This is a genomic window from Isoptericola variabilis (genome assembly GCF_050311655.1).
Lineage (GTDB): Bacteria > Actinomycetota > Actinomycetes > Actinomycetales > Cellulomonadaceae > Isoptericola > Isoptericola variabilis.
On sequence record NZ_JBNOZM010000004.1, the window covers coordinates 405,421 to 430,543 of the forward strand.

Here is a 25,123-nt window from a genome sequence, read left to right on the forward strand (position 1 = left end):
CTCCTGCGAGGTGGCGGGGCGTCGTCGTGCCCGCGGCCGGTCAGCCCTTCGACGTCGCTCGTCGCCGCGTCGTCGCCACGGTCGTCGCACCGGCGGTGAGGAGCAGCAGTGCGAGCAGGCTCAGCGCGAGCAGGTCCCCTGGGCCCGTACGGGGCAGGGTGCCGGCACCTGGCGTGGTGGGTCCGGCGCCGGGCGTGGTGGGTCCGGTGTCCGGCGCGCCGGGGGCGCCGCCGGACTCGGGGTCGAGCCCGGCGTCTGTGAGGACCACGCGGAACGTCGCCGCGGCGGAGTCGCCCACCTCGACGCTCGTGGCGGTGCCGGTGTGGATACCGAGCTCGAAGTCCGCAGGGACGTCGAACGTCCACGTCGCAACCCCGTCGGCGTCCGCCACCGTGACCGGGAGGTTCACCGGTTCGGACGCGACGACGGCCCGCACCTGCTCGCCGGGTTCGAACCCGGAGGCCTGGAACGTCTGGACGTCGCCACGGCCGACCACGTCCTCGGAGAACCAGGCGCGCAGCTCGCGCTCGCCGGGTGCCGTCCCGGGGTCCGTGACGGTCAGCGGGGCCTCGGCGGTCGTGCCGTCGGGGCCCGTGCCGACCACGGCGTAGTCGCCGGGCTCGGTGTCGTCCGGTACCGGCAGCTCGACCGTGCCGCTCCCGTCGTCACCGGGCACGCACTCGACCGGGTCGCCGACCGGCGCCCCGTCCGGCCCCACGAGCTGGACGCTCACGGTGCCGTCGCCGAACCCGTCGCAGGTGACCGTCACGGTGTCGCCGGGGGCCGCCGTGCCCGGGTCGACCTCGATGGTCGGCTCCTGCGGCGCGCCGACGGTGACGACCAGGGCCGCCTCCACCGTGCCGCCGTCGGAGGTGGTCGCGACGACCGTGTGCTCGCCGGGTGCGGCGTCGTCCGGCACCGGGAGGACGACCGTGAAGGTGCCGTCCGGACCGACGACGACGTCGATCGCGTCGCCCACCGGCGCGCCCGCGGCGTCCTCGAGCTGCACCGTGACGTCGTCGCCCGGGACGAACCCACCGCCGGACACGGTCGTCGTGCCGCCGGCCGGGACGCTGCCGGGGTCGGCGGTGAGCGTCGGCCGCTCGGGCCCGGTCACGACGAGCGGGGCCTCCGCCGTGGCGCCGGAGGCGTCGGTCGCGACGACGGCGAGGTCGCCCGGGGTGGTGTCGGCCGGGACCGGGACGTCGACCTCGATGGTGCCGTCGTCCCCGGCAGTGGTGGTGACGGGGTCGCCGACCGGGTCGCCGTCGGCGTCGACGAGCTGGACGCTCACCTCGCCTCCGGGGGTGAAGCCCTCGCCGGTGACGGTGGTGGTGCCGCCGGCGGGCACGGTGCCGGGGTCGACGGCGATGGTCGGTGCCGCGGTGACCGCGAGCGGGGCCTCGGCGGCGGCGCCCGTGGAGTCGGTGGCGACGACGGTGAGGTCCCCCGGGGTGGTGTCGGCCGGGACCGGGAGGTCGACGCTGATGGTGCCGTCGTCCTCGGCGGTGGTGGTGACGGGGTTTCCGACCGGGTTGCCGGTGTCGTCGGTGAGCTGGACGGTGACGTCCTCGCCGGGGGTGAAGCCCTCGCCGGTGACGGTGGTGGTGCCGCCGGCGGGCACGGTGCCGGGGTCCACGGCAACAGTCGGGGCCGCGGTGACCTCGAGCGGGGCCTCGGCGGCGGCGCCCGTGGAGTCGGTGGCGACGACGGTGAGGTCCCCCGGGGTGGTGTCGGCGGGGACGGGGAGGTCGACGCTGATGGTGCCGTCGTCCTCGGCGGTGGTGGTGACGGGGTCGCCGACCGGGTCGCCGGTGTCGTCGGTGAGCTGGACGGTGACGTCCTCGCCGGGGGTGAAGCCCCCGCCGGTGACGGTCGTGGTGCCGCCGGCCGGGACGCTGGTCGGGTCGGCCACGATCGTCGGGGCAGCGGTGACCGCGAGCGGTGCCTGGGCCGTCGCTCCGCTGACGTCCTGCGCCACCACGGAGTGGTCACCGGGGACGGCGTCGGCCGGGACGGGGACGTCGACCTCGAAGCCGCCGTCGTCGCCTGCCGTCACCGTGATCGGGTCGCCGAGCGGCTCCCCGTCAGGGTCGGTGAGCTGCACGGCGACGTCCGACCCCGGCGTGAACCCGGTGCCCGTCACCGTGGTGCTGCCGCCTGCGGGCACGGTGCTCGGGTCGGCCACGAGGGCCGGGGCGGCGGTGACCGTCAGCGGAGCCTCGGCGGTGGCGCCCGTGACGTCGGTGGCGACGGCCGTGTGGTCGCCCGGGGTGGCGTCGGCCGCGACGGGCAGGTCCACCTCGATCGTGCCGTCGTCCCCGGCGGTGGTGGTGACGGGGTCGCCGACCGGGTTGCCGGTGCCGTCGGTGAGCTGGACGGTGACGTCCTCGCCGGGGGTGAAGCCCTCGCCGGTGACGGTCGTGGTGCCGCCCGCCGGGACGATGTCGGGGTCGACGGTGATCGTCGGGGCAGCGGTGACCTCGAGCGGGGCCTCCGCGGCGGCGCCGGAGGGGTCCGTGGCGACGACGGTGAGGTCCCCCGGGGTGGCGTCGGCCGGGACGGGGAGGTCGACCTGGATCGTGCCGTCGTCCCCGGCGGTCGTCGTGACGGGGTCGCCGACCGGGTTGCCGGTGTCGTCGGTGAGCTGGACGGTGACGTCGGCGCCGGGGGTGAAGCCCCCGCCGGTCACCGTGGTGGAGCCTCCGGCGGGCACGGTGCCAGGGTCGACGGCGATGGTCGGGGCGGCGGTGACCGTGAGCGGGGCCTCGGCCGTGGCCCCGGTGACGTCGGTGGCGACGACGACGTGGTCGCCGGGCGGTGTGCCGGCCGTCGTCGGTACGGCTGCCTCGATCGTGCCCGTGCCGGTGGCGGTCGTGGTGACCGGGTCGCCGACGGGGGCGCCGTCGGCGTCGGTGAGCTGGACGGTGACGTCGGCGCCGGGGGTGAAGCCCGCGCCCGTGACGGTGGTGGTGCCGCCTGCCGGGACGGTGCCGGGGTCGGCGACGATCGTCGGGGCGGCGGTGACCGTCAGGGGTGCGTCGGCGGTGGCGCCCGTGACGTCGGTGGCGACGGCCGTGTGGTCGCCCGGGGTGGTGCTCGCGGGAACCGGGAGGTCGACCTCGATGGCGCCGCCGTCGTCGGCGGTGGTGGTGACGGGGTCGCCGACCGGGTCGCCGGTGTCGTCGGTGAGCTGGACGGTGACGTCGGCGCCGGGGGTGAAGCCGTCGCCGGTCACGGTGGTGGTGCCGCCTGCCGGGACGGTGCCGGGGTCGACGGCGACGGTCGGTGCCGCGGTGACCGCGAGCGGGGCGTCGGCGGTCGCGCCGGAGGAGTCGGTGGCCACGACGGTGTGATCGCCCGGCACGGCGTCGGCCGGGACGGTGAGCTCGACCTCGATCGTGCCCGCGTCGGTGGCGGTCGTGGTGACCGGGTCGCCGACCGTCTCGCCGTCCTCGTCCGTGAGCTGCACGGTCACGTCCTCGCCCGGCGTGAAGCCCCCGCCGGTGACGGTCGTGGTGCCGCCGGCCGGGACGGTGCCCGGGTCGACGGCGACGGAGGGCGGGCCGGTGACGGCGAGCGGGGCCTCGGCCGTGGCGCCCGTGGCGTCGGTGGCGACGACGGTGGTGGGGCCGCTCGGCGTGCCCGAGGGCACGGTCAGAGGAGTGCTGACCTCGCCGCCCGGCCCGGCCACCACGGTCACCGGGGAACCCACCGGGTCGCCCGCGGCGTCGGTGAGCTGCACCGTCACCTCGCCTCCGGGCGTGAAGCCGTCGCCGGTGACGGTCGTGGTGCCGCCGGCGGGCACGGTGCCGGGGTCGACGGCGATGGTCGGGGCGGCGGTGACCTCGAGCGGGGCCTCGGCGGTGGCGCCCGTGGAGTCGGTGGCGACGACGGTGAGGTCCCCCGGGGTGGTGTCGGCGGGGACGGGGAGGTCGACGCTGATGGTGCCGTCGTCCTCGGCGGTGGTGGTGACGGGGTCGCCGACCGGGTTGCCGGTGTCGTCGGTGAGCTGGACGGTGACGTCGGCGCCGGGGGTGAAGCCCCCGCCGGTGACGGTCGTGGTGCCGCCGGCCGGGACGGTGCCGGGGTCGACGGTGATGGTCGGTGCCGCGGTGACCTCGAGCGGGGCCTCGGCGGTGAGGCCGGAGACGTCGGTCGCGACGACCGCGTACGACCCCGGGGCCGTGCCCGGAGCCGTCGGAAGGGCGACCTCGACGGCTCCCGCGTCCGTGGCCGTCGTCGTGACCGGCTCGCCGACCGGGGTGCCGCCGGGGCCCGTGAGCTGGACGGTGACCTCCCCGCCCGGGGTGAAGCCCGTGCCCGTGACGGTGGTGGCGCCGCCGGCCGGGACGGTGCCCGGGTCGGCGGTGACGGCGGGGTCGATGACCGTGAGGTCCGCGGCGGCGGTGGCCCCCGTGACGTCCGTGGCGACCACGGAGTAGTCGCCCGTCGCGGCATCGGCGGGCACCGTGACGGGGACGACGATGGCGCCCACGTCGGTGGCCGTGGTGGTGATCGGGTCGCCGACGGGCTCGCCGCTCTCGTCCGTGAGCTGGACGGAGACCTCGGAGTCGGGGGTGAAGCCGGTCCCGGTCACGGTCGTGGTCGCGCCCGGCGTCACGGTCGTCGGGTCGAGCGTGATCGCGGGGGCCGCGGTCAGGGTGAGGTCCGCCTCCGCGGTCGCGCCGGTCGCCTCGTCCGTGGCGACCACCGTGTACGCGCCCGGGGCGGTGCCCGCGCCCGTGGGCAGGGGGACCTCGACGGCGCCCGCGTCGTCGGCGGTCGTGGTGACAGGGGCGCCGACGGGGTCACCGTCGGCGTCGGTGAGCTGGACGGTGACGTCGGCGCCGGGGGTGAAGCTCTCGCCGGTGATCGTGGTGCTGCCGCCGGCCGGGACGGTGCCGGGGTCGGCGGCGATGCTCGGCGCGGCGGTGACCGTGAGCGGGGCGGACGGGACGACGCCGGACGGGTCGCCGGTCGCCGTCACCGTGTAGTCGGCCGGCGAGGTGCCCGCACCGACCGGCAGCGGAACGCTGAAGGCTCCGTCGCCGTCGGTCGTGACGGGGACCGGGGCGCCGACGGGGTTGCCCGTGGTCGCGTCGGTGAGCTGGACGGTCAGCGACGTCGCTGGCGCGAAGCCCGCGCCGGTGATGGTCGTTTGGGCACCGGCCTGGACCGTCGCCGGGTCGGCCGCGATCGTGGGCGCCTCCGCCGTGCGGACGGTCGCCGACGCGAGGTTGACGGTGGCGAGGTCGTCGGCGGTACCGAGGGACAGCAGGCGCAGCGACAGGGCGCGCTCGGTGAACGACGCGGTACCCGACGGGTCGTGGTCCGGAAGGTCGCCGGGCTGCTCCTGCACGTTGCCGGTCAGCGAGACCACGCCGGTGAGGACGTCGAGGACGGGGCCGACCACGTCGGTCGCGAGCGAGCCCGTGATGCCGTCGAGCGTCGTCTCCAGCGTGTCGACGAGAGCGAACACCGCTCCGACCGGCGCGACGAGGGTGTTGACGACGTCCGACGCGAGGTCGTCGAGACTGGTGCCGATCACCCCGAGGACGACGTCGAGCAGCTGTTCCGTGCCCGGAACCGTGGTGACGTCCGCGGTGGCGGAGCCGTCGTCGATGGCGGACAGCGGGGCGTCCAGGCTGATTCCGGCGACGGTCGTGTAGGGACCCGTGGGCAGGAGCCGGGCGCCGATGCTGATGTCGAGGGAGACGGCGGTGCTCTCCACGGCGGTGCGGACGCCGTCGGCGACGTCCTGGACGATCGACGTGATGGCGCTGGTCACGGCATCGGAGATCGCGGCGATCACGTCGCCGTTGAGGATCTCGTAGTTCGCCGGCAGCGCGTTGAGGTCCGGGAGGTCGGGGTCGTCCGCGAGCAGCTGCTCGAGGTCCACGCGCACCTGACCCGTCTGCAGGTTGACCTGCACCGCGCCGTCACCGACGAAGCCCGACGGGAGCACGGACTGCAGGTCGGGGACGTCGACGTCGACGTTCGTGGTGGCCTGCGTGAGCGGCGACGCGTCGATGAGGCCGAGGGCCCCCTCGGCGGCGGTGGTCAACGTCCCCGTGAGCCCTGCCAGCGAGGCCTGGACCGGGGTGATCGCGTCCTCGAGCTGGGTGTACACGCCGCTCACCAGCGGGCTGGCCAGGTCGATGGTGGCGCCGGCGATCTGGTAGTCGCCCGCGGGGGCGGATCCGGGCTGCGCCTGGGCGGTGGCGGACAGCGCGCCGAGCGTGAGGTCGAGCTGGGAGACCGTCGTGTCGCGCAGCGCCTCGGGCACCAGAGGTGTGAGGGTGAGCTGCGCGTCGGCGGGGAACTCCTCCGAGCCGCCCACCGAGATGGCGCCCTGGTCGGTGACGGCGCCCGAGGCCGCGGACGCCCCGCTTGCGTCCGCGGAGGCGTACTGGTTCACGGCGCCGAGCTGCACGATCCCCCCGGGACCGAAGAGCTGGAGCGTGCCCGTGAGGTCGACTCCGAGCGTGTTGAGCACGTCGGCGGCGAGCGGGTTGGTCTCGGGTGACGTCCCCGAGGGGTAGGCCGCGTCGGCGCCCGCGACGGCGGCGATCGCGTCGAGGTCGACGTTGTCGAGCACGACGTCGCCCCCGAGGAACTTGCCCAGGGACTCCGCCACGTCGGTCGGGGCGGCCGACGCGCTCGGGGCGCCCGCGAAGGCGAGCGCCCCGAGCACGGCGGCCGAGGTCACCGCGGCGGTGGCGTGCCGCAGAGCATCGTGGCGGTCTCGTCGTCCGGATCGGGGCGGGGGAGCCGCCCCGATCCCGTCAGCTGTCGAACGACCCTGGCTCGAATGACGGCGTGAACGTCCCACTGGTCTCCCCCTTGGACCGGCCCGCGGCTCACCGACCTTGGTGGCCTCGGGCGCCAACCTAGGTTGCTCGGGTCATTCGGGCAGGCCGAGGGAGGCACTTCACCGGGTGAAATCTCCCGGCATCAGCGACAACCCTCGCGAACCGTGCGAGGGGGGTGGAACGGGCGTCTCAGGCGCTCGTCACCGTGAGGGCGACGTTGTGCCCGCCGAAGCCGAACGAGTTGTTGAGCGCGACGATGTCGCCGTCGGGCAGCTTCTCCGGGGTGTCGCGCACCAGCGGCACCTGGAGCTCCGGGTCGGGGTTCGCCACGTTGATCGTGGGCGGGGCGAGGCGCTCGTGCACCGCCTTGACGGTGAACAGCGTCTCGAGCGCGCCGGCGCCACCCAGCAGGTGACCGGTCATGGACTTGGTGGCCGAGAGGCGCACGTGGTCGGCCTCGCCGCCCATGAGGGTGCGGATCGACGCGGTCTCGGTGAGGTCGCCGACCTTGGTGGACGTCGCGTGCGCGTTGACGTGCACGACGTCGCGGGAGGTGACGCCCGCGTCCTCGAGCGAGCGGCGCATGGCGGAGACCTGCCCCGTGCCCTCGGGGTCGGGGGAGGTGATGTGGTAGGCGTCGGCGGACAGGCCGACGCCGGCGATCTTCGCGTAGACGCGGGCACCGCGGGCCGCCGCGTGCTCGGCGCTCTCCAGCACCACGATCGCGGCGCCCTCGCCGATGACGAAGCCGTCCCGGTCGACGTCGTACGGGCGCGAGGCGCCCTGCGGGTCGTTGTTGCGCAGCGAGAGCGTGCGCGACGCGGCGAAGGCCGCGATCGGCATCGGGTGGATCGTCGCCTCGGTGCCGCCGCACACGACGACGTCGGCGCGGCCGGCGCGGATCATGTCCACGCCGTAGCCGATCGCCTCGGCGCCCGACGCGCAGGCGGACACCAGGGCGTGGGCGCCGGCCTTGGCGCCGAACTCGAGCGACACGTACGCGGCGGGGGAGTTCGGCATGAGCATCGGCACCGTCATCGGGAGCATGCGGCGCGCGCCGCGCTCCTTGAGCGTGTCCCAGCCGTCCAGGGTGGTCCAGATGCCGCCGATGCCGGAGGAGACGACCGCGCCGAGACGCTCACCGTCGACCTCGGGGGCGCCGGCGTCCTGCCAGGCCTCGCGGGCGGCGACCATCGCGTACTGCGTGGACGGGTCCATGCGCTTGGTCTCGGGCCGAGAGAGGACCTGGTCGGGGGTGACCTTGATCGTGGCGGCGAACGTGACGGGGATCCCGTACGTCTCCGCCCAGTCGTTGTCGAGGGTGCGCGCGCCCGACTCTCCCGCGAGGGCGGCAGCCCAGGTGCTGGGGGCGTCGCCACCGAGGGGGGTGGTGGCGCCGAGGCCGGTGACGACGACGTCGCGCGAGGCGGGTGCGGCAGTCATGGGTGGGTCACTCCTGAGGTGAGAGCGGGAACGGGTGGTTCAACGTGCCGGGCGGGCCGGGGTCACCGGCCCGCCCGCGCGGCGGGGCGGGCGCCCCGCGACGTCACGCGGCCTGCGCACCCTCGATGTACGAGACGGCGTCGCCGACCGTGGTGAGGTTCTTGACCTCGTCGTCGGGGATGCGGACGCCGAACTTGTCCTCGGCGTGGGTCACGATCGTCATCATCGACAGCGAGTCGATGTCGAGGTCGTCCGTGAACGACTTCTCCGACACGACCGCGTCCGTGGGCAGACCGGTCTCCTCGGCGACGATCTCGGCGAGGCCCTCGAGGATCTCCTGGGAGGTGTAAGCCATGGGGTGCGTCTCTCCTTGAAACGGGGTACCGGCCGTCCGGCACCGTGGGGTGTTGCGGTGCGATTGTCCCGCACCGCGGGGGTCGCTCACGACCCCGGGCGACCGAGAACCGTCGATCGTCGGGGTCGCACCAGAGGCTAGGGCAGCACCACGACCTGGGCCGCGTAGACGAGGCCCGCGCCGAAGCCGATCTGCAGGGCCAGGTCGCCGGAGCGGGCCTGTCCCTCGGCGAGGAGCCGCTCGGTGGCGAGCGGGATCGACGCGGCGGACGTGTTGCCGGTGTCGGCGATGTCGCGCGCGACGACGACGCCGTCCGGCAGATGGAGCTGCTTGACGAGCTGGTCGATGATGCGCATGTTCGCCTGGTGCGGCACGAAGACCTGGACGTCCTCGGGCTCGACGCCCGCCTCCGCCATCGCCTTCGCCGCGATCGGGGCCATCTGGAAGCTGGCCCACTTGAACACGGTCGGGCCGTCCTGGCGCAGCGTCGGCCAGCCGGCCGTCGGCTCCGTGCGCAGGTCCTGCCAGCCGCGCGTCTGCGAGATCGCCTGCGACTTCGCGCCGTCCGAGCCCCAGACGGTCGGGCCGATGCCCGGGGTGTCCGAGGGCCCGACGACGGCCGCGCCCGCGCCGTCGCCCAGGAGGAACGAGATGGAGCGGTCGGTCGGGTCGACGAAGTCGGACATCTTCTCGGCGCCGATGACCAGCACGTGCCGGGCGGCGCCGGAGCGCACGAGCGCGTCCGCCTGGCCGATCCCGTACGCGTAGCCGGCGCAGGCGGCCGAGACGTCGTAGGCCGCGGCCGGGGTGGCGCCCAGGCGCTCGGCGAGCACCGCGGCGCCCGCAGGCGTCTGGTGGAAGTACGTCACCGTCGACAGGATCACCACGTCCACGTCCGCGCCGGTGAGGCCGGCGGCGTCGAGCGCCTTGCGCGCCGCCGCCTCGGCCAGGTCGAGCACGTCGACGTCCGCGGCGGCGTACCGCCGGGTGACGATGCCGGTGCGCTGGCGGATCCACTCGTCCGAGGAGTCGATCGGGCCGGCGACGTCGTCGTTCGTGACGACGCGCTCGCCCCGCTCGCCGGCGATCGCGAGGATCCGGGAGAAGCGGACCGGCTCGGCCTGGCGCAGCGCGCGGCGCTGTCCGGCCTGGGACCGGACGGCCTGGCTCACGCGGGGGTCCCGGCGCCCGCGGCGACCGAGTGGCGGGCGATGAGGTCGCGTGCCGCCTCGACGTCGTCGGGGGACTTCACCGCGACGGACTCGACGCCCTTGAGCGCGCGCTTGGCCAGGCCCGTGAGGACGCCGCCCGGGGCGAGCTCGAGGATGCCGGTGACGCCACGGTCGGCGAGCGTCGCCTGGCACAGGTCCCAGCGCACCGGCGCGGTGACCTGCGCGGAGAGGCGCGCGAGCACGTCCTTCGCGGTCCCGTGCCCGTGCGAGCCCTCCGCGAGCGTGTCGTAGGACGCGCCGTCGGCGTCGGACAGCAGCGGCAGGCGCGGGTCGGTCGCGAGCCAGCCGGTGGCGACCTGCTCGAACGCGACCCGCGCGGTCTCCATGAACGGCGTGTGGAACGCGCCCGCGACCTGGAGCGGGATGACCCGGGCGCGCGTCGGCGGCTCGGCGGCCAGCGCGGCGAGGCGCTCCAGGTCACCGGCGGCGACGACCTGGCCGCCGCCGTTGACGTTGGCCGGGAACAGTCCGGCGGCCTCGATCGAGGCCAGGACCTCCTCGGGGTCACCGCCGACGACGGCGCTCATCCCGGACGGAGCGGCCGCGGCGGCCTCCGCCATCGCGCGGGCGCGGTGCGAGACCAGGCCGACGGCGCCGGCGTCGTCGAGCGCGCCCGCGACCGCCGCGGCGCTGAGCTCGCCGACCGAGTGGCCCGCGGTGACGTCCACGACCTCCGTCGTGGGGCGCCCGTCGAGGATCGCGCGCAGGGCGAGCAGCGACGACGAGACGATGAGCGGCTGGGCCACGGCGGTGTCGCGGATCGTGTCCGCGTCCGACGTCGTCCCGTGCTGGGCGAGGTCGGTCCCGGCGGCGGCCGAGAAGGAGTCGAGCAGGTCGGCGGTGCCGGGCAGCTCCAGCCAGGGGCTGAGCATCCCGGGGGTCTGAGAGCCCTGTCCAGGGCAGACGACGGCGAGCACCTGCCCACGGTGTCACCCCGCGCCCGGGGCGCGTCGTCGCGACGCGCACGAACCTGGCGGAGAGCGATTGTGGGAATCCTCCAAGGCGGCGGGTGCCGCGAGGGCCCGTGACCGCACCCGCCGGGCTCAGACGGCGCCCGGGTCCCCCTCGAGCTGCCCCAGGGCCAGGGCGATCTGCAGGACGAACGACTCCCGCGCGTCGAGCGGGTCCCAGCCGGTGATCTCGGAGACCTTGCGCAGCCGGTAGCGCACGGTGTTCGGGTGCACGTACAGGCGGCGTGCCGCGGCCTCGAGCGACCGACCGGTGCCGAGGTACGCCGACAGGGTCTCGAGCACGGAGCCCGACGCCTCCTGCAGGGGCCGGTACGCCTGGGCCACGAGGGTGCGGCGCGCGGTGACGTCGCCGGTGAGCACCCGCTCCGGCAGGATCTCGTCGGCCAGCACGGGGCGCGGCGCCTGCGGCCACGCGGGGGCGGCGGCGAGCCCCGCGAGGGCCGCGGCGGCCGACGCCGCGGCGTCGGAGACGTCGGGCACGACGGCGCCGATCACCACCGGCCCGGGGCCGAACCGGTCCAGGAGCGACGTGGCCGCGGCGACGAGGTCGCCCTCACCGCCCAGCACGAGCACCAGCCGGTCGCCGTGGATGCCGACCAGGGCGTCGCCCGCGGCGCGGCGCGCGAGCCGCCGCAGCTCGGCCGTGCGGACGTCGTCGAGCCGCGTCGTCGCCTCCCCGACGACGACGAGGGCTTGGCCGCGGCCGCTCCAGCCGAGTGCGGACACGCGGGAGCGGAGCGCGTCGCCGCCGTCGCCGCGCACCAGCGCGTCCACGACCAGGGCCTCGAGGCGGGCGTCCCACGCGCCGCGGACCTCGGCGGCGCGGGCGTACACCTCGGCGGCCGAGAACGCGATCTCGCGCGAGTAGCGCAGCACCGCCTCCCGCAGCTCGCGCTCGTAGCCGGGGGCCGCGATCTCGTCCGAGTGCTGCTCCACGACGTCGACCATGAGGCGGACGAGCTGCAGCGTGTGCTGCAGGGAGATGGAGCGGGTGAGCTCCGGCGGCGCGGCGGCGAACATCTCGCCCACGCCGTGCGGGGTGGGCGTGGGCTCGGCGAACCAGCTCACGAACGCGTTGATCCCGGACTGCGCGACCAGCGCCACGTAGGAGCGGTCCTCCGCCGGCAGCTGCCGGTACCAGTGCACCTCCTCCTCGAGGCGGCGCATCGCGGTCGAGGTGAGCAGCCCCATGCCCTCGCGCACGCGCTGCACGTTCTCGCCCCGGGAGACGTGGGCGTCGTCCGCCGCGGTGGCGCCCTGGGGGCCGGCGGTGCCGTCGGTCGCGGGGGTCGTGGTGCCGCTGCTCGTCATGGGTCGAGGATACGGGCGCGGTTGTGGGGAGTGCACAAACGGCGTCGAGGGCCGCGCGACTCCGAGCCTCGGCGGGAGCCATTGGATAGTGTCGGTGGCATGGCCCTCATGCCCCGGCTGCGGCAGCTGCTGCGCCGCCCGTTCTCCGCCTCCACGGTGGCGGCGCGGCGGCCCTCGCCCTCGCAGGAGCACGGTGACACGGTGTCCGAGGACGCCCTGCGGGCCATCCTCACCGACGACCCCAACGACGCGGCCGCCTTCCACGCCCTCGCGGAGATCGTCCGCCGGCGCGCGGCCGAGTCGCCGAACGCGGAGGACCCGCTCACCGCCCCGGCCGACGAGGCCGCGCAGCAGCGCGCCGCCGACCTGGCCGTGTGGTCGCTCGCGGAGGAGCTCGCCGGGCACCCCCGCGGGTGGCGCCCGTTGCTCGAGCTCGGGCGCCTCTCCGTCGCCGACGACCCGGAGGGCGCGGCTCGCCGCCTCGCCACCGCGGCCGAGCGCGACGCGGGCGGCGAGGCGCTGGCCGAGGGCCTCGCGATCCTGCGCGACGCCGGCATGCCGACCGAGGCGCTGGGCCTCGGCATCGGGCACTGGCGCGCCCGCGAGCACACGCCCGAGGTGGGGCGGCAGCTCGTGCTCGCCGCCCTCGAGGCGGGACGCATCGGCGAGGCGCGCCAGCACCTCGAGTCGCTCGCCCTGCACCCCGGCACCGCGGACCTGCGGGCGGAGCTGGGCCGCGTCGTCGCCGCCCGGGAGCAGACCTCGGCCACCTGAGCGCGGACCCGAGGGGCGACCTCGTGACGACAGCAGGAAGCCCCGCCCGCCGGATCGACCGGCGGGCGGGGCTTCGTCGTGCGTGCTACCTCGGCGTCAGCTGTCGCCGCCCGCGACGCCGGACGTGCCGGCGTTGACGTCGAGCAGGCGGTACTTCTCGACCGCCTTGGCGACGACGTCGGCCGGGACCTCGCCACGACGGGCGAGCTGCTGCAGCGTCTTCACGACCATCGACGGCCCGTCGATGAGGAAGTAGCGCCGCGCGGCCGCACGGGTGTCGGAGAAGCCGAAGCCGTCCGCCCCGAGCACCGCGTAGTCGCCCGGCACCCACGCGCGGATCTGGTCCGGCACCAGGTGGTCGTAGTCGCTGGTGGCGACGAACGGCCCCTGGGCGCCCGACAGCTTCTGCGTCACGTACGGGGTGCGCGGCTCGGCGGCCGGGTCGACCAGCGCGTCCTTCTCCGCGGCGAGCGCGTCACGACGCAGCTCGTTCCAGGAGGTCACCGACCACACGTCGGCCGACACGCCCCAGTCCTCGGCGAGGAGCTGCTGCGCCTCGAGCGCCCACGGCACGCCCACGCCGGAGGCGAGGAGCTGGGCCTTGGGGCCCTCGACGTCGGACGTCGAGATCCGGTGGATGCCGCGCAGGATGCCCTCGACGTCCACGTCCTCCGGCTCCGCCGGCTGGATCATCGGCTCGTTGTACACCGTGAGGTAGTACATGACGTTCTGGTCGCGCCCGTCGGACCCGTCGCCGTACATGCGCTCGATGCCGTCACGCATGATGTGGCGGATCTCGTAGCCGTACGCCGGGTCGTACTGCACCATCGCCGTGTTGGTGCCGGCGATGAGCGGCGAGTGCCCGTCGGCGTGCTGCAGGCCCTCACCCGTCAGGGTGGTGCGACCGGCGGTGGCGCCGATGATGAAGCCGCGGGCGAGCTGGTCGCCCGCCGCCCAGAACTGGTCGCCGGTCCGCTGGAAGCCGAACATCGAGTAGAAGATGTAGACCGGCACCATGGCCTCGCCGTGCGTCGCGTACGACGTGCCGACGGACTGGAAGGCGGCGGCGGAGCCGGCCTCGTTGATGCCGGTGTGCATGATCTGCCCGGCCTCGGACTCCTTGTAGCTCAGCATGAGCTCACGGTCCACGGCGAGGTAGTTCTGCCCCTGCGTGTTGAAGATCTTCGCGCTGGGGAAGATCGCGTCCAGACCGAACGTGCGGGCCTCGTCGGGGATGATCGGCACGATGCGCTTGCCGAACTCCTTGTCCTTGATGAGGTCCTTGAGCAGGCGGACGAACGCCATCGTGCTGGCGACGTGCTGGGTGCCCGAACCCTTCTTGAGGATCTCGTAGGCCTTCGGCTCCGGCAGCGTCAGCGGCTTCGGCGTCGAGCGGCGCTCGGGCAGGAAGCCGCCCAGGTGCCGGCGGCGCTCCAGCATGTACTGGATCGCCTCGTCGTCCATGCCCGGGTGGTAGTACGGGGGCAGGTACGGGTCGGCGTCGATCTGCTCGTCCGTCAGCGGGATGTGCAGGTTGTCGCGCAGCGCCTTGAGGTCGGAGTTCTTGACCTTCTTCATCTGGTGCGTGGCGTTGCGGCCGGCGAAGCTCGAGCCGAGGGCGTAGCCCTTGACCGTCTGCGCGAGGATGACCGTCGGCTGGCCCGTGTGGGCGCGGGCCGCGGAGTACGCCGCGTAGATCTTGCGGTAGTCGTGACCGCCGCGCTTCATGTTCCAGATGTCGTCGTCGGTCATGTTCTCGACGAGGGCCTTCGTCCGCGGGTCGCGGCCGAAGAAGTGCTCGCGGATGAACGCGCCGGACTCCGCGCGGTACGTCTGGTAGTCGCCGTCGGGCGTCGCGTTCATGAGGTTGACCAGCGCGCGGTCCTTGTCGGCGTTGAGCAGGGCGTCCCACTCGCGGCCCCAGATCACCTTGATGACGTTCCAGCCGGCGCCCTTGAACTGGGCCTCCAGCTCCTGGATGATCTTGCCGTTCCCGCGGACCGGGCCGTCGAGGCGCTGCAGGTTGCAGTTCACGACGAACGTCAGGTTGTCGAGCCCCTGGTGGGCCGCGAGCTGGAGCATGCCGCGCGACTCCGGCTCGTCCATCTCGCCGTCGCCGAGGAACGCCCAGACGTCCTGCTGGCTGGTGTCCTTGATGCCGCGGTTGTGCAGGTACTTGTTCGTCCACGCCTGGTAGATCGCCGACGCCGGGCCGAGGCCCATGGAGACCGTCGGGAACTCCCAGAAGTCCGGCAGCATGCGCGGGTGCGGGTACGAGGGCAGGCCGCCGCCGGCGTGCGACTTCTCCTGGCGGAACCCGTCGAGCGTCTCCGCCGACATGCGGCCCTCGAGGAAGCTGCGGGCGTACTGGCCGGGGGAGGAGTGCCCCTGGAAGTACACCTGGTCGCCGCCGCCGGGGTGGTCCTTGCCGCGGAAGAAGTGGTTGAGGCCCACCTCGTAGAGCGTCGCCACCGACGCGTACGAGGAGATGTGGCCGCCAACCGAGATCTCGGGGCGCTGGGCGCGCGTCACCATGACGGCGGCGTTCCAGCGGATCCACGAGCGGTAGCGCCGCTCCATCGCCTCGTCGCCCGGGAAGTACGGCTCGTCGTGCACGGCGATCGTGTTGACGTAGGGCGTCGCCAGCGTCGCGGGGATGTGCACGTTGCGCTCCCGCGCGCGACGCAGCAGGTTGAGCATGACGTAGCGGGCCCGCGGGCCGCCCTTGTCGTCGATCAGGCCGTCGAACGACTCGACCCACTCGCCGGTCTCGGCGGGGTCGATGTCCGGGACGGCGCTGAGCAGGCCGTTGATCAACGGTCCGGTCTCGTCGTACGAAGCCACCAGCAACCTCTCTCTTCTTCGGACGGGCAGCACGTGGTCGCCGCCGCGGTCCGTGTCAGGCATCCCGTCGTGAGGGCACCGCGACGCGTGGTCGCGACGGTGCGGACCACGAACGGGTGGTCATCACTCATTGTGTCCCCAGACGGGCCGGGGGAACACCATCGGGCGGTCAAGGATCCGTGATCTACGTCATGCCGACCCCGCGGATGTTGCCGAGATCACTCCCCGGGCCCGGCGATCGCCAGGTGATACCCCGGGTACTGGCAAACGGTGGGACGAAGGGGTTGCCGGGCGCCGCCGCGTCCGGTGGACTACGTTGGCGCACACGAGTGACGACCGCCCGCGCGCGGTCCGCGCGGCTGAGCATGACGTCCGACGGAGAGGAACGAAGGTCCAAAGTGGGTAAGCAGGCGGAATCCCCGGCAGCACGCTTCGGGTTCACCACCGGCCAGGTGGTGCAGGAGTTCGGGTGGGGAGACGACGTCGACGACGCGCTGCGGGCCGACATCGAGGCCCTGGTCGGCGGCGAGCTCGTCGACGAGGACTACGACGACGTGACCGACGGCGTGATCGCGTGGTGGCGGGACGACGACGGCGACCTCACGGACCTGCTCGTCGACGTCCTGACGGTGCTCGACGACGGCGGCCTCATCTGGCTGCTAACGCCGAAGCCGGGGCGCGACGGTCATGTGGCGCACGACGAGATCCAGGAGGCCGCGACCACCGCCGGCCTGCACGCCACGAGCACGTTCGCCGTCGCGCCCGACTGGTCGGCCACGAAGCTGGCCAACCGCGGCCGCGGGCGCTGACCCGGTGACCCGCCTGTGACGGTCTCAGCCCCCGAGGTGCGCTGGCGCGCGGGAGACCCCGCGCCCGACTTCACGCTGCCCGACACGCACGGCACCCCCGTGCACCTCGCGGACCTGCGCGGCGAGCCGGTGCTGCTGGTGTTCTTCCCGTTCGCGTTCTCCGGCATCTGCACCGGCGAGCTGTGCGAGCTGCGCGACAACATCGAGGACTTCGAGGCGGCCGGGGTGCGGCTGCTCGGAGTCTCCACCGACCCGGTGTTCACGCTCAAGGCCTGGCACGAGCAGGAGGGCTTCGGCTTCGACCTGCTCAGCGACTTCTGGCCCCACGGCGCCGTCGCCGACGCCTACGGGGTCTTCGACCCCACCAGCGGCCACGCGCTGCGCGGCACCTTCCTCGTCGACGCCGACGGGATCGTGCGATGGTCGATGGTCAACCCGCGCGGGCAGCGGCGCGACCTCGAGGCCTACCGCGAGGCGCTCGCCGAGATCTGACCGACGCGGCCAGCGCGGCGTCCGGCGAGGTGGTCTCCGCCGGGTATTCTTTGCTGCGCTGTCCAGGGCCTGTAGCTCAGCTGGTCAGAGCGCCACGCTTACACCGTGGATGTCGGGGGTTCGAGTCCCTCCGGGCCCACCATCCTTGATTTTGCGGTCCTGACCTGCACCTTTGCTCCGACCGCTCGTGGACGCGAGTGGACAGTTCTACCCCCACAGGGCCATTCCTACCCCCACCAGACCCCCACAGGGTTCTGGTGCCGACGGCACACCTTCCTCGCTGAGGGAGGTGAATGACGTGGCTCGACCAACGTCGCGAAGGCCGTTCGGCGAGCTCGAGGCGCGCCGCAGCCGGAGCACCGGCAAGGTGACCGGCTGGCGTGCGCGGTACTGGGGACCAGACCTCGGTCGACACACGCGGACCTTCGGCGACCGGATGGCGGCCGAGGCGTGGCTGGCCGACGAGCGCCGGCTCATCGAGCGCGGCGAGTGGCTTCCGCCGAATGGGCGCGACGCCGTCGTCGAGCGCCTCACGCTGAGCGAGTGGTCCGCCGAGTACATCGAGGGCCGCACGTTGGCGCCGGGCACGCTGCGGGACTACTCGCGGATTCTGCGGGTCCACATCGACCCGACGATCGGCACCAAGTACCTCGACGAGGTCACTGTCGCCGACGTCGCGGCCTGGCACGCGCGACTCAAGAAGGACCTGCGAGCGCGTGCCCGGAAGGCGAACCGGACGACCGACGGCTCGGGAGAGGCCGCACAGACCTACAAGTTCCTGTCGGCGGTGTTCAAGGCGGCTATCGCCCGCGGGCTCATCGACGCCTCGCCCGCACGCGTGGTCGCCGGCGGCCGGCACAAGCGACAGCGGCAGCCGGTGCTGCTCAGCGCGGCAGAGGTCCAGGCGCTCGCCCAAGCCCTGCCCGAGCACCTGCGGGCGCTGGCCGACCTGCTGAGCTGGACGGGGCTGCGGATCGGCGAGGCCCGGGCGCTGCGGCGGCGGGACGTGGACCTTCGGGACCCGGCGTCGGCGTCCGTCAGCGTGGCGCAGAACGTCTCGCAGGGCGGCAAGGGCATCAACGCCGTCGTCGGGCGGGTGAAGACCGAGGCCGGGTACCGGACCGTCGCGATCCCGGAGGAGCTGGCGCTCGTCCTGAAGGCCCACATCGAGCGGTTCGCCCAGCCCGGTCGCGACGGGCTGCTGTTCCCCGGCAGGTCCGGGGGAGTGCTGCCGGAAGGCACCTGGCGGTACGCATGGATCCGCGCCCGGGAGAAGGCGGGGCTGCCGGATGTGCGCACGCACGACCTGCGGCATACCAGTCTGACCATGGCGGCCCGAGCGGGCGCAACCACCGCCGAGCTGATGCACCGCGCCGGGCACTCCGAGGCACGGGTCGCGATGATCTACCAGCACGCCGCCGCCGACCGCGACCGCATGATCGCCGAGCGCATGGCGGCCATGGCTCGCGAGGACGAGCTGGCCGCGCGGCGTGCACGCGGCGCGGCGTCGGGGCGATGAGGCCGCATTGCTGGGGAGCGTCGTCGTGCTGTCGGAGCCGGAGTCCACGCGTGGCAACGAGTGCACACCTGAGTCGTGAGAGGCGGTGCGAGCGCACCGCCCAGGAAGGAGCAGACCATGCGATCGGCAGAGGTACAGAGGCGGGCACGCGGCCACGGGAGACTCGTCGCCCTCGCCGCCGCGGCAGAGGAGTTCAGCGTCTCGGTGAAGACGATCCGCCGTCGCATCGCGGACGGCACCGTCACCGGCTACCGCGTCGGCAGGCTCATCCGCGTCGACCTCGACGAGTTGCGCGAGCGACTCGCGGTGGCCATCCCGGCCTCGAGGGGGCGGTTCGGGGCGTGACAGTTGGGCAGCGCGGCCGTGGATGTCCGCGCGTCTCGACGTCATGCCCGCCTGCGATCCCGCATCCCTGCGCGCGATCGAGTCCTCGCGGACACGGAGCGCCCTCGGGACGCGAAACAGTAAACACGCAGGTCCCACGGTGGTGTGGAGTCCGCACCACCGTGGGATCCCCGCAAATCGCGGTGCCGGGAGGTTCCGCGGAGAGGCTCCCGTGCCGTGCCGCAGCGCCGCGACTGGGGTGCCGAGTCGGCATGATGGTTCGCTCCATGCGCGGATCGTCCCTCGAGTGCGTTACCGAAAACGTACGGGGTAGCGACCCCGTACGCACCCCGCGAGCAGACGTCTATGCAGGTCAGCGTGCGTACGGGGAGAAGTCAGCGCGGACGTTCCTCGAGGTTCGGCAGCCCGAGCACGCGCCCGACGGAAGCTAGGACCAGGGCCAGATGGCCCACTGCGACCCGGACGCCCTGAGGACCTTCAGCACTTCCGCTCGGGCAGGCGGGGGGCGAACGCTGGAACGCCGAGGCAAGCTGAGGAGCACTCATGAGCGAGCGTGCGCCCGTCGCACTGACGTTTCTCGGTGCCGCCGGAACGGTCACGGGGAGCCGCTTCCTGCTTGAGCGTGGCGATCGGCGGCTCCTGGTCGACTGCGGCCTCTACCAAGGTGAGCGACAGTGGCGGCGGAAGAACTGGGATCCCTTCCCCGCCACGCCAGAGACGATCGACGGCGTCGTCCTCACGCACTGTCACCTGGATCACTGCGGGTACATACCGGTGCTCGTCCGGGACGGGTACCGAGGCTCGATCTGGATGACCGAGGGCACCGCCGCGCTCACCGCGATCGTGCTGCGCGACAGCGGGAACCTGCAGGAGCGGGACGCCGCCCTCGCACATGCCTCGGGCTGGTCCCACCACGACCCGCCGCTTCCGCTGTACACGGTGGCGGACGCCGAGCGAGCGATCGGCCGGTTCGAGGCGGTGCCGTTCGACGTCGACGTCGACCTGAGCGAGGAGTTCGGCATCAGGCTCGTCCGAGCCGGCCACGTGCTGGGCTCGGCCAGCGTGCTGGCCCGCGTCGGGGAGTCGCGGGTCCTGTTCTCCGGAGACCTTGGCCGTACGCAGCATCCGGTGCTGCGCTCGCGCGGCGAGCCGCCGTCGGCACGGACCGTGGTGATCGAGTCCACCTATGGCGACCGCGAGCACGTCGACCCAGTGCGATCGCACGCGGCGTTCGCTGACGCCGTCCGGCGCACGATCCGCCGCGGCGGAGTGGTGCTCGTGCCCGCGTTCGCCGTCGACCGCACGGAGCTGGTGCTGCACGCGTTGTCCACGATGATCCGCGAGGGGCAGATCCCCCCGGTCCCGGTGTACGTCGACAGCCCGATGGCGCTCGCGGCCCTCGACGTCTACGGGCGGGCGGAGGTCGCAGGCGAGCTGCGCCCCGGGTCGTCGAGCCTGGTCGATCTCCCGTCGTTGCACGCGGCGCGCACCCCGGAGGAGTCGAAGGCTCTCAACTCGACGGCGCAGCCCTGCGTCATCGTCTCCGCGTCGGGCATGGCATCGGGCGGACGCGTCGTCCACCACCTGCGCCATCTGCTCCCGGACCGCCGGAACTGCGTCGTGCTGACGGGCTACCAGGCGGCCGGCACCCGAGGCCGGATGCTGCACGACGGCGCCCGCGAGCTGAAGATGATGGGCCGGTACGTGCCGGTGCGGGCGGAGGTCGTCGAGGACGAGGAATTCTCCGTCCACGCCGACGCGGGCGAGCTCGTCGGCTGGGTGAAGCAGATGCGCGAGCCGCCCGACGTGGTCTACGTCGTGCACGGCGAGCTCCACGCGTCGACCGCGTTGGCGGACCGGATCCGCGACGAGGTCGGTTGTGTCGCCGTCGTGCCCCGGCTCGGCGAGCGGGTCCTGGTGGACTGACGGAAAGCGCCCTGGCGTCGTCCCCGCAGGCGATTCGTCGGCAGCGTTGGTGGCCGTCGTGGCACGGGGGTAGAACGGGGTCATGGGGCCGGTGCGGGTGTATCTCCTCGACGACCACGAGCTGGTGCGCCGCGGGCTGGAAGGGCTGTTCGAGGCGGAGGGCGGCTTCGAGGTCGTCGGCGAGTCGGGCTCGGCCCGCGAGGCGCTCCAGCAGATCCCGCGGTGCCGGCCGGACGTGGCGCTGCTCGACGTCCGGCTGCAGGACGGCTCCGGGATCGAGGTGTGCCGGGAGCTGCACTCCACGATGCCAGAGCTGCGTGCCCTGATGCTGACGTCGTACGACGACGACGAGGCCCTGTTCTCGGCCATCATGGCGGGGGCCTCCGGCTATCTGCTGAAGGTGATCACCGGCTCGGACGTGATCGACGCGGTGCGTCGCGTCGCGGCGGGGCAGTCGTTGATCGACCCGGCGTTGACGTCGCGTGTGCTGGAGCGGCTCCGTGCGGGTCCCGCAGAGGCACCGGCCCTGGCGGCCCTCAGCGACCAGGAGCACAAGGTGCTGACCCTCATCGCCGAGGGGATGACCAACCGGCAGATCGGGGCTCGGATGTTCCTGTCGGAGAAGACCGTGAAGAACTACGTCTCGAACATCCTGACCAAGCTCGACCTCGAGTCCAGGACGCAGGCCGCGGTGCTCGCGACGAGGCTGCTCGGAGGTACCCGCGAGCGGTGAACCGCGCCCTGACGCGCCCATCCGTCACGACGGACGGGGCGGAGGCGTGGCGATCGGGACGCGCCAGGTCAGGACGCTGCCGCGCGGCTCGCCGGCAGTGATCTCGAAGGTGCCGTCGAGCTCGGCGGCGCGCTCGGCGAGGTTGACCAGGCCGCTGCGCGCCTCGGCCGGGTCGAAGCCCACCCCGTCGTCGCTGACGGTGCAGACGAGCTCACCCGGCGTCGCGGCGACGCTCACGCGCACGGTGCTGGCCGACGCGTGCCGAGACGCGTTCGAGAGGCCCTCACGCAGCACAGCGACGACGTGATGACGCAGGGCCGGATCGACCAGCGTGTCCACGGGCCCTTCGATCCGGAGCACGGGCTCGGAATCGAGGACGCGTCCGTACTCGGCCACGACGGCCTGGATCTTCGCGCGCATCGAGTGCTGCTGGCGTTCCGACGGGCGCAGGTCCGCGATCGACTGGCGGACCTCGCGGATCGTGGCGTCGAGATCGTTCGTCACCGTGCGCAGCCGCTCCCGGACCCCAGGGGGGGACTGCCGCTCGACGGCCTGCAGCTGCAGGCCGAGCGCGAAGAGGCGCTGGGTGACGCCGTCGTGCAGGTCGCGCGCGATCCGGTTGCGCTCGGCGAGCACGGCGATCTCCTGCTGCATGGCTCGGGTGTGGCGGCGTTCCAGGACCAGGGACGCCTGGCCGGCGAAGTTGGCCACGAAGTCGAAGTCCTCGCCGAGATGTTCCGCGTACGCACGTCGGGGGAGCACGATGACGAGGGCACCGCGGGTCATCGTGTCGAGGGAGAGTCGGGTCATGATGGCGCTGCCGTCGCCGGGAAGCTCGGCCCAGCGGGTCTGGCTGCTGGCCATCGCGAGCATGAGGGCCGGGTGCAGGTCGGCGAGCGTGCGACGGGGGTCGCGGCTCAGGTCCCCGGCCGCGGCGCGGACGGTGAACGTGCCGAGGGCGTCGGGCGCGGCGTCGGGGGCGATCGCCAACGCCGTCGTGCCCTCCGACGCACGCAGTGCCGCGCGGAGGACGGCATCGACGGCCTGCTCGGTGTCCGCCGCCCGCAGCACCTCCGACGGGGTCGTCGCCGCGGCCTCGAGCCAGCGTGCGCGGCGCTCAGCGGTCATGAGGAGCCTGGCATGGTCGATCGCGAGGCCCGCGAGGCCCGCCAGCGCGGTGACGGCGTGCTCGTCGTCGGCGGTGAACGCGGGGCCAGTCGTCTTGTCCGTGAGGTAGAGGTTGCCGAAGACGTGACCGCGCACCTTCACGGGCAGGCCGAGGAAGGTCTTCATGGGCGGATGCCCGGGCGGGAAGCCCGACGACGACGGGTGTCGCGACAGGTCGTCGAGCCGGAGCGCCTCCTGGTGGACGATGAGGTGCCCCAGCAGGCCGCGGCCCGTGGGCAGGTGCCCGATCCGTGCGCGCTCCTCGTCGGTGACGCCCTCGGTGACGAACTCGACGAGGTGGCGGCGGGACCGCCCGATGACGCCGAGGGCGCCGTAGCGTGCCCCGGACAGCGTGCACGCGGCTCGCACCACGCCGAGCAGCAGGTCGCGCAGGTCGAAGTCTGCGGCGACACCGCTGACCGCCTGCAGGACGGCGTCCTGCACCTCGGCCGAGGTCTTGTCCACCTCTCGAGGGTAGGGCGCCCGGGGTTCGACGGCGCTCCCGGGCGACGGCCGTGGGCCGGCGCCCGGAGGCGTCCTCACACCAGGACGGGCCAGCGCCGTACCAGCGCCGTGCTCTGCCACCAGCCGCCGAGGCCGAGAGTGCGTCCGGCGTCGCCGAGGGCGAGCGCGACCAGGACGAGCGCGTAGATGAGGTGGTCGTCCATGAACGGGTTGTTCGCCGGCGGCAGGACGGCCGACCACATGAGGACGAGCATGAGCGCGCCTGCCACGGCGGCGATGCGCATCCCGATCCCGAGGATCAGCGCGAGCCCGATGCCGAGCAGCCCGATCATGAAGACCCAGTCGACCCACGCCTGGCCCGCGAGGCCCTGGTAGAAGTCGGCGAAGGGTCCGGCGGTCGCGTTGCCCAGGAAGCCCGCGGTGGGCTGACCACCGTCGAGCCAGGCGCCCTCGGCCGGGGTCTCGTGGCCGAGGCCGAAGAGCTTGTCGAGGAACGCCCACAGGAAGACCCACCCGAGGCAGATCCGGATGACGGCGCCCACGTACCGCAGGGCCGTGCGCTGCCCGGGCGAGATCTCGGCGGAGGTCTCGACGGTGGTGTCCGACCGTGCGACGGCCGGAGACGACGCACCGGCGTCGTGACGGTACTCGAACGTGCTCATGATGACGTGCCTCCAGTTGACAGGCCACCGAGGGGTTCGGCGGCGACGGGTGGGGAGAGCGGACTGTCGGAGGGGGAGGCCTGCGCCTGCGCCGTGACGGCGGGCTCGCGGGATGCCTCCATGGGCGGACGGGGCGGGACGACCTCGACGGGGCACCGCGCGTGCTGGAGCACGGCGCGCGTCACGCTGCCGAGCACGGCGGAGATCATGCGCGAGCCGAGAGCACCGTGCCCGTGGCGGCCCATGACCATGAGGTCGGCGCCGGCCGAGTGCCGCACCAGGGTGTCGGGGATGTTGGCGTACTCGAGGTGGAGCTCGAACGGCACGTCGGGGTGGTCGTGCGCGGCCGCGTCGACGAGTCCGTCGATGATGCCGCGTGCCTGGATGCCCCACTCCTCCTGGACCGACCACTCGTCGACCAGGTAGCTGTAGAACGGGTCCAGACGCCAGCAGTGCACGATCTCCAGGCGGGCGTCCCGCTCCTCGGCGACGGCGAACGCGTGCTCGAGCACGTCGGCCGAGCACCGCGACCCGTCGACGGCGGCGACCACGCGGTGCGCGTCGGCCTCCTGCACCCAGTCGTGGGGCACGCTCACCACGGGGCAGACGGCGCGGGACACCACGCCGAAGGTCGTGCTGCCGGAGAACATCCGCTCCAACATCGACGTCGAGCGGTGCCCGAGAACGACGAGGCGGGCGCGCTCCGCGGCGGCGACGAGGAGGTCGATTGCCGGCCCGAGCGCGACCTGGAGGCGGACGGGGACCGTGCCGTTCGAAAGGTCCTCCACGACCTCCTTGGCCTCCGCGAGGAGCTGGTGCCCGACGTCGACCAGCGGCTCGCCGCTGATGAGCGGGAGCATCGGCCCGACCGGGACGATCTCGTGGACGGCGTTGATCAACCAGAGAGGGCAGCTCTCGCGCTCCGCCCGTCGGACCGCGTACGCCAAGGCGCGCGAGGCCTCCGCCGACCCGTCGATCCCGACGACGATCGGGCGGTCCGGCGCGGGGCCGCCTGCCGTGCTGCTCTCCGAGGCGTGGACCTCCGGTGTGCTGCCGGGAGTGGTGTCGGTCGTGGTGCCCATCGTGCGCTCCGTTCCGTGACGTGGTCGCGGGTGTCGTTGCTGCTTCCACGGTTCTCCGTCCCGCGCTCGGCCGGCAGTGCCATGTGCCACCTGACGAGGGGGCCGTTGGGCACCGGTGCCCGTCGAGAGACCATTCGCCCGAGCCCGTCACCGGGTGACCAAGGACCCTGTCGGCCTG

18 protein-coding genes and 1 tRNA gene are annotated in these 25,123 nt (G+C 73.6%); 9 read left to right on the forward strand and 10 right to left on the reverse strand.

Features of this window, described 5'->3' with window-relative positions; all coding sequences use genetic code 11:
* Nucleotides 1-40: 40 nt before the first annotated feature.
* From ACQP60_RS11725 to ACQP60_RS11750, 6 genes are all read right to left on the reverse strand, one after another.
* Nucleotides 41-6,712, reverse strand: a complete 6,672-nt coding sequence (locus ACQP60_RS11725) for a choice-of-anchor G family protein (protein WP_429732477.1) — start codon at nucleotides 6,710-6,712, stop codon at nucleotides 41-43.
* 292 nt (nucleotides 6,713-7,004) lie between these two features.
* Complete coding sequence (locus ACQP60_RS11730; RefSeq protein WP_429732480.1) at nucleotides 7,005-8,258, reverse strand: beta-ketoacyl-[acyl-carrier-protein] synthase family protein; 1,254 nt, start codon at nucleotides 8,256-8,258, stop codon at nucleotides 7,005-7,007.
* A gap of 103 nt (nucleotides 8,259-8,361) precedes the next feature.
* Nucleotides 8,362-8,613, reverse strand: a complete 252-nt coding sequence (locus ACQP60_RS11735; RefSeq protein WP_079574895.1) for an acyl carrier protein — start codon at nucleotides 8,611-8,613, stop codon at nucleotides 8,362-8,364.
* Between the two features lie 137 nt (nucleotides 8,614-8,750).
* The gene (locus tag ACQP60_RS11740) at nucleotides 8,751-9,785 is read right to left on the reverse strand and encodes a beta-ketoacyl-ACP synthase III (protein WP_429732484.1); all 1,035 of its coding nucleotides are present in this window, start codon (nucleotides 9,783-9,785) and stop codon (nucleotides 8,751-8,753) included.
* Complete coding sequence (locus ACQP60_RS11745) at nucleotides 9,782-10,762, reverse strand: ACP S-malonyltransferase (protein ID WP_429732487.1); 981 nt, start codon at nucleotides 10,760-10,762, stop codon at nucleotides 9,782-9,784. Before ACQP60_RS11745 ends, ACQP60_RS11740 begins: the two co-directional genes overlap by 4 nt.
* Before the next feature lie 126 nt (nucleotides 10,763-10,888).
* A complete protein-coding gene (locus ACQP60_RS11750; RefSeq protein WP_429732490.1) occupies nucleotides 10,889-12,127 on the reverse strand; it encodes a PucR family transcriptional regulator in 1,239 nt (412 codons plus the stop codon).
* 99 nt (nucleotides 12,128-12,226) lie between these two features.
* On the opposite strand from ACQP60_RS11750, the gene ACQP60_RS11755 reads away from it, so the two are divergent.
* The gene (locus ACQP60_RS11755; RefSeq protein WP_429732492.1) at nucleotides 12,227-12,901 is read left to right on the forward strand and encodes a hypothetical protein; all 675 of its coding nucleotides are present in this window, start codon (nucleotides 12,227-12,229) and stop codon (nucleotides 12,899-12,901) included.
* Nucleotides 12,902-12,997: 96 nt separating this feature from the next.
* Here the strand turns inward: ACQP60_RS11755 and aceE are convergent, their stop codons facing one another.
* Nucleotides 12,998-15,745 (reverse strand): pyruvate dehydrogenase (acetyl-transferring), homodimeric type, encoded by a 2,748-nt coding sequence (aceE, locus tag ACQP60_RS11760; protein WP_429732494.1) that lies wholly within the window; start codon nucleotides 15,743-15,745, stop codon nucleotides 12,998-13,000.
* A gap of 365 nt (nucleotides 15,746-16,110) precedes the next feature.
* On the opposite strand from aceE, the gene ACQP60_RS11765 reads away from it, so the two are divergent.
* The 7 genes from ACQP60_RS11765 to ACQP60_RS11795 all read left to right on the forward strand — a co-directional run bounded on the left by ACQP60_RS11765 (nucleotide 16,111) and on the right by ACQP60_RS11795 (nucleotide 21,569).
* Nucleotides 16,111-16,554, forward strand: a complete 444-nt coding sequence (locus ACQP60_RS11765; RefSeq protein ID WP_429732726.1) for a DUF3052 domain-containing protein — start codon at nucleotides 16,111-16,113, stop codon at nucleotides 16,552-16,554.
* Nucleotides 16,555-16,569: 15 nt separating this feature from the next.
* Nucleotides 16,570-17,046 (forward strand): peroxiredoxin, encoded by a 477-nt coding sequence (locus ACQP60_RS11770; RefSeq protein ID WP_429732497.1) that lies wholly within the window; start codon nucleotides 16,570-16,572, stop codon nucleotides 17,044-17,046.
* A 65-nt stretch (nucleotides 17,047-17,111) separates the two neighbouring features.
* Nucleotides 17,112-17,188: transfer RNA gene (locus tag ACQP60_RS11775), tRNA-Val, on the forward strand.
* Between the two features lie 156 nt (nucleotides 17,189-17,344).
* Nucleotides 17,345-18,565, forward strand: coding sequence for a tyrosine-type recombinase/integrase (locus ACQP60_RS11780; RefSeq protein WP_429732499.1), 1,221 nt, complete (start codon nucleotides 17,345-17,347; stop codon nucleotides 18,563-18,565).
* Between the two features lie 117 nt (nucleotides 18,566-18,682).
* On the forward strand, nucleotides 18,683-18,910 hold the full coding sequence (locus ACQP60_RS11785; RefSeq protein WP_429732502.1) for a helix-turn-helix domain-containing protein: 228 nt from the start codon (nucleotides 18,683-18,685) through the stop codon (nucleotides 18,908-18,910).
* Between the two features lie 543 nt (nucleotides 18,911-19,453).
* Nucleotides 19,454-20,836 carry an MBL fold metallo-hydrolase RNA specificity domain-containing protein gene (locus ACQP60_RS11790; RefSeq protein WP_429732505.1) on the forward strand — a complete coding sequence of 461 codons (1,383 nt, stop codon included), beginning with the start codon at nucleotides 19,454-19,456 and terminating at the stop codon, nucleotides 20,834-20,836.
* A gap of 82 nt (nucleotides 20,837-20,918) precedes the next feature.
* Nucleotides 20,919-21,569: a response regulator gene (locus ACQP60_RS11795; RefSeq protein ID WP_429732508.1), complete on the forward strand. Its 651-nt coding sequence runs from the start codon at nucleotides 20,919-20,921 to the stop codon at nucleotides 21,567-21,569.
* 24 nt (nucleotides 21,570-21,593) lie between these two features.
* Here the strand turns inward: ACQP60_RS11795 and ACQP60_RS11800 are convergent, their stop codons facing one another.
* The 3 genes from ACQP60_RS11800 to ACQP60_RS11810 all read right to left on the reverse strand — a co-directional run bounded on the left by ACQP60_RS11800 (nucleotide 21,594) and on the right by ACQP60_RS11810 (nucleotide 24,810).
* Complete coding sequence (locus tag ACQP60_RS11800; RefSeq protein WP_429732511.1) at nucleotides 21,594-23,201, reverse strand: GAF domain-containing sensor histidine kinase; 1,608 nt, start codon at nucleotides 23,199-23,201, stop codon at nucleotides 21,594-21,596.
* A gap of 74 nt (nucleotides 23,202-23,275) precedes the next feature.
* Entirely contained in the window at nucleotides 23,276-23,863 is a 588-nt protein-coding gene (locus tag ACQP60_RS11805; protein ID WP_429732514.1) for a DoxX family membrane protein, read from the reverse strand.
* Entirely contained in the window at nucleotides 23,860-24,810 is a 951-nt protein-coding gene (locus ACQP60_RS11810; RefSeq protein ID WP_429732729.1) for a universal stress protein, read from the reverse strand. Before ACQP60_RS11810 ends, ACQP60_RS11805 begins: the two co-directional genes overlap by 4 nt.
* Here ACQP60_RS11810 and ACQP60_RS11815 point away from each other — a divergent pair.
* Nucleotides 24,755-24,964 (forward strand): hypothetical protein, encoded by a 210-nt coding sequence (locus tag ACQP60_RS11815; protein ID WP_429732738.1) that lies wholly within the window; start codon nucleotides 24,755-24,757, stop codon nucleotides 24,962-24,964. The two genes, ACQP60_RS11810 and ACQP60_RS11815, sit on opposite strands and share 56 nt — an antisense overlap.
* Nucleotides 24,965-25,123 lie beyond the last annotated feature (159 nt).

Excerpts from the sequence above, each read along its gene's own strand:
- ACQP60_RS11785 (WP_429732502.1), top strand. The coding sequence starts at position 18,683 with ATGCGATCGGCAGAGGTACAGAGGCGGGCACGCGGCCACGGGAGACTC.
- ACQP60_RS11750 (WP_429732490.1), bottom strand. The coding sequence starts at position 12,127 with ATGACGAGCAGCGGCACCACGACCCCCGCGACCGACGGCACCGCCGGC.
- ACQP60_RS11790 (WP_429732505.1), top strand. The coding sequence starts at position 19,454 with ATGAGCGAGCGTGCGCCCGTCGCACTGACGTTTCTCGGTGCCGCCGGA.
- ACQP60_RS11795 (WP_429732508.1), top strand. The coding sequence starts at position 20,919 with ATGGGGCCGGTGCGGGTGTATCTCCTCGACGACCACGAGCTGGTGCGC.
- ACQP60_RS11730 (WP_429732480.1), bottom strand. The coding sequence starts at position 8,258 with ATGACTGCCGCACCCGCCTCGCGCGACGTCGTCGTCACCGGCCTCGGC.
- ACQP60_RS11765 (WP_429732726.1), top strand. The coding sequence starts at position 16,111 with ATGACGTCCGACGGAGAGGAACGAAGGTCCAAAGTGGGTAAGCAGGCG.
- ACQP60_RS11755 (WP_429732492.1), top strand. The coding sequence starts at position 12,227 with ATGGCCCTCATGCCCCGGCTGCGGCAGCTGCTGCGCCGCCCGTTCTCC.
- ACQP60_RS11805 (WP_429732514.1), bottom strand. The coding sequence starts at position 23,863 with ATGAGCACGTTCGAGTACCGTCACGACGCCGGTGCGTCGTCTCCGGCC.
- ACQP60_RS11735 (WP_079574895.1), bottom strand. The coding sequence starts at position 8,613 with ATGGCTTACACCTCCCAGGAGATCCTCGAGGGCCTCGCCGAGATCGTC.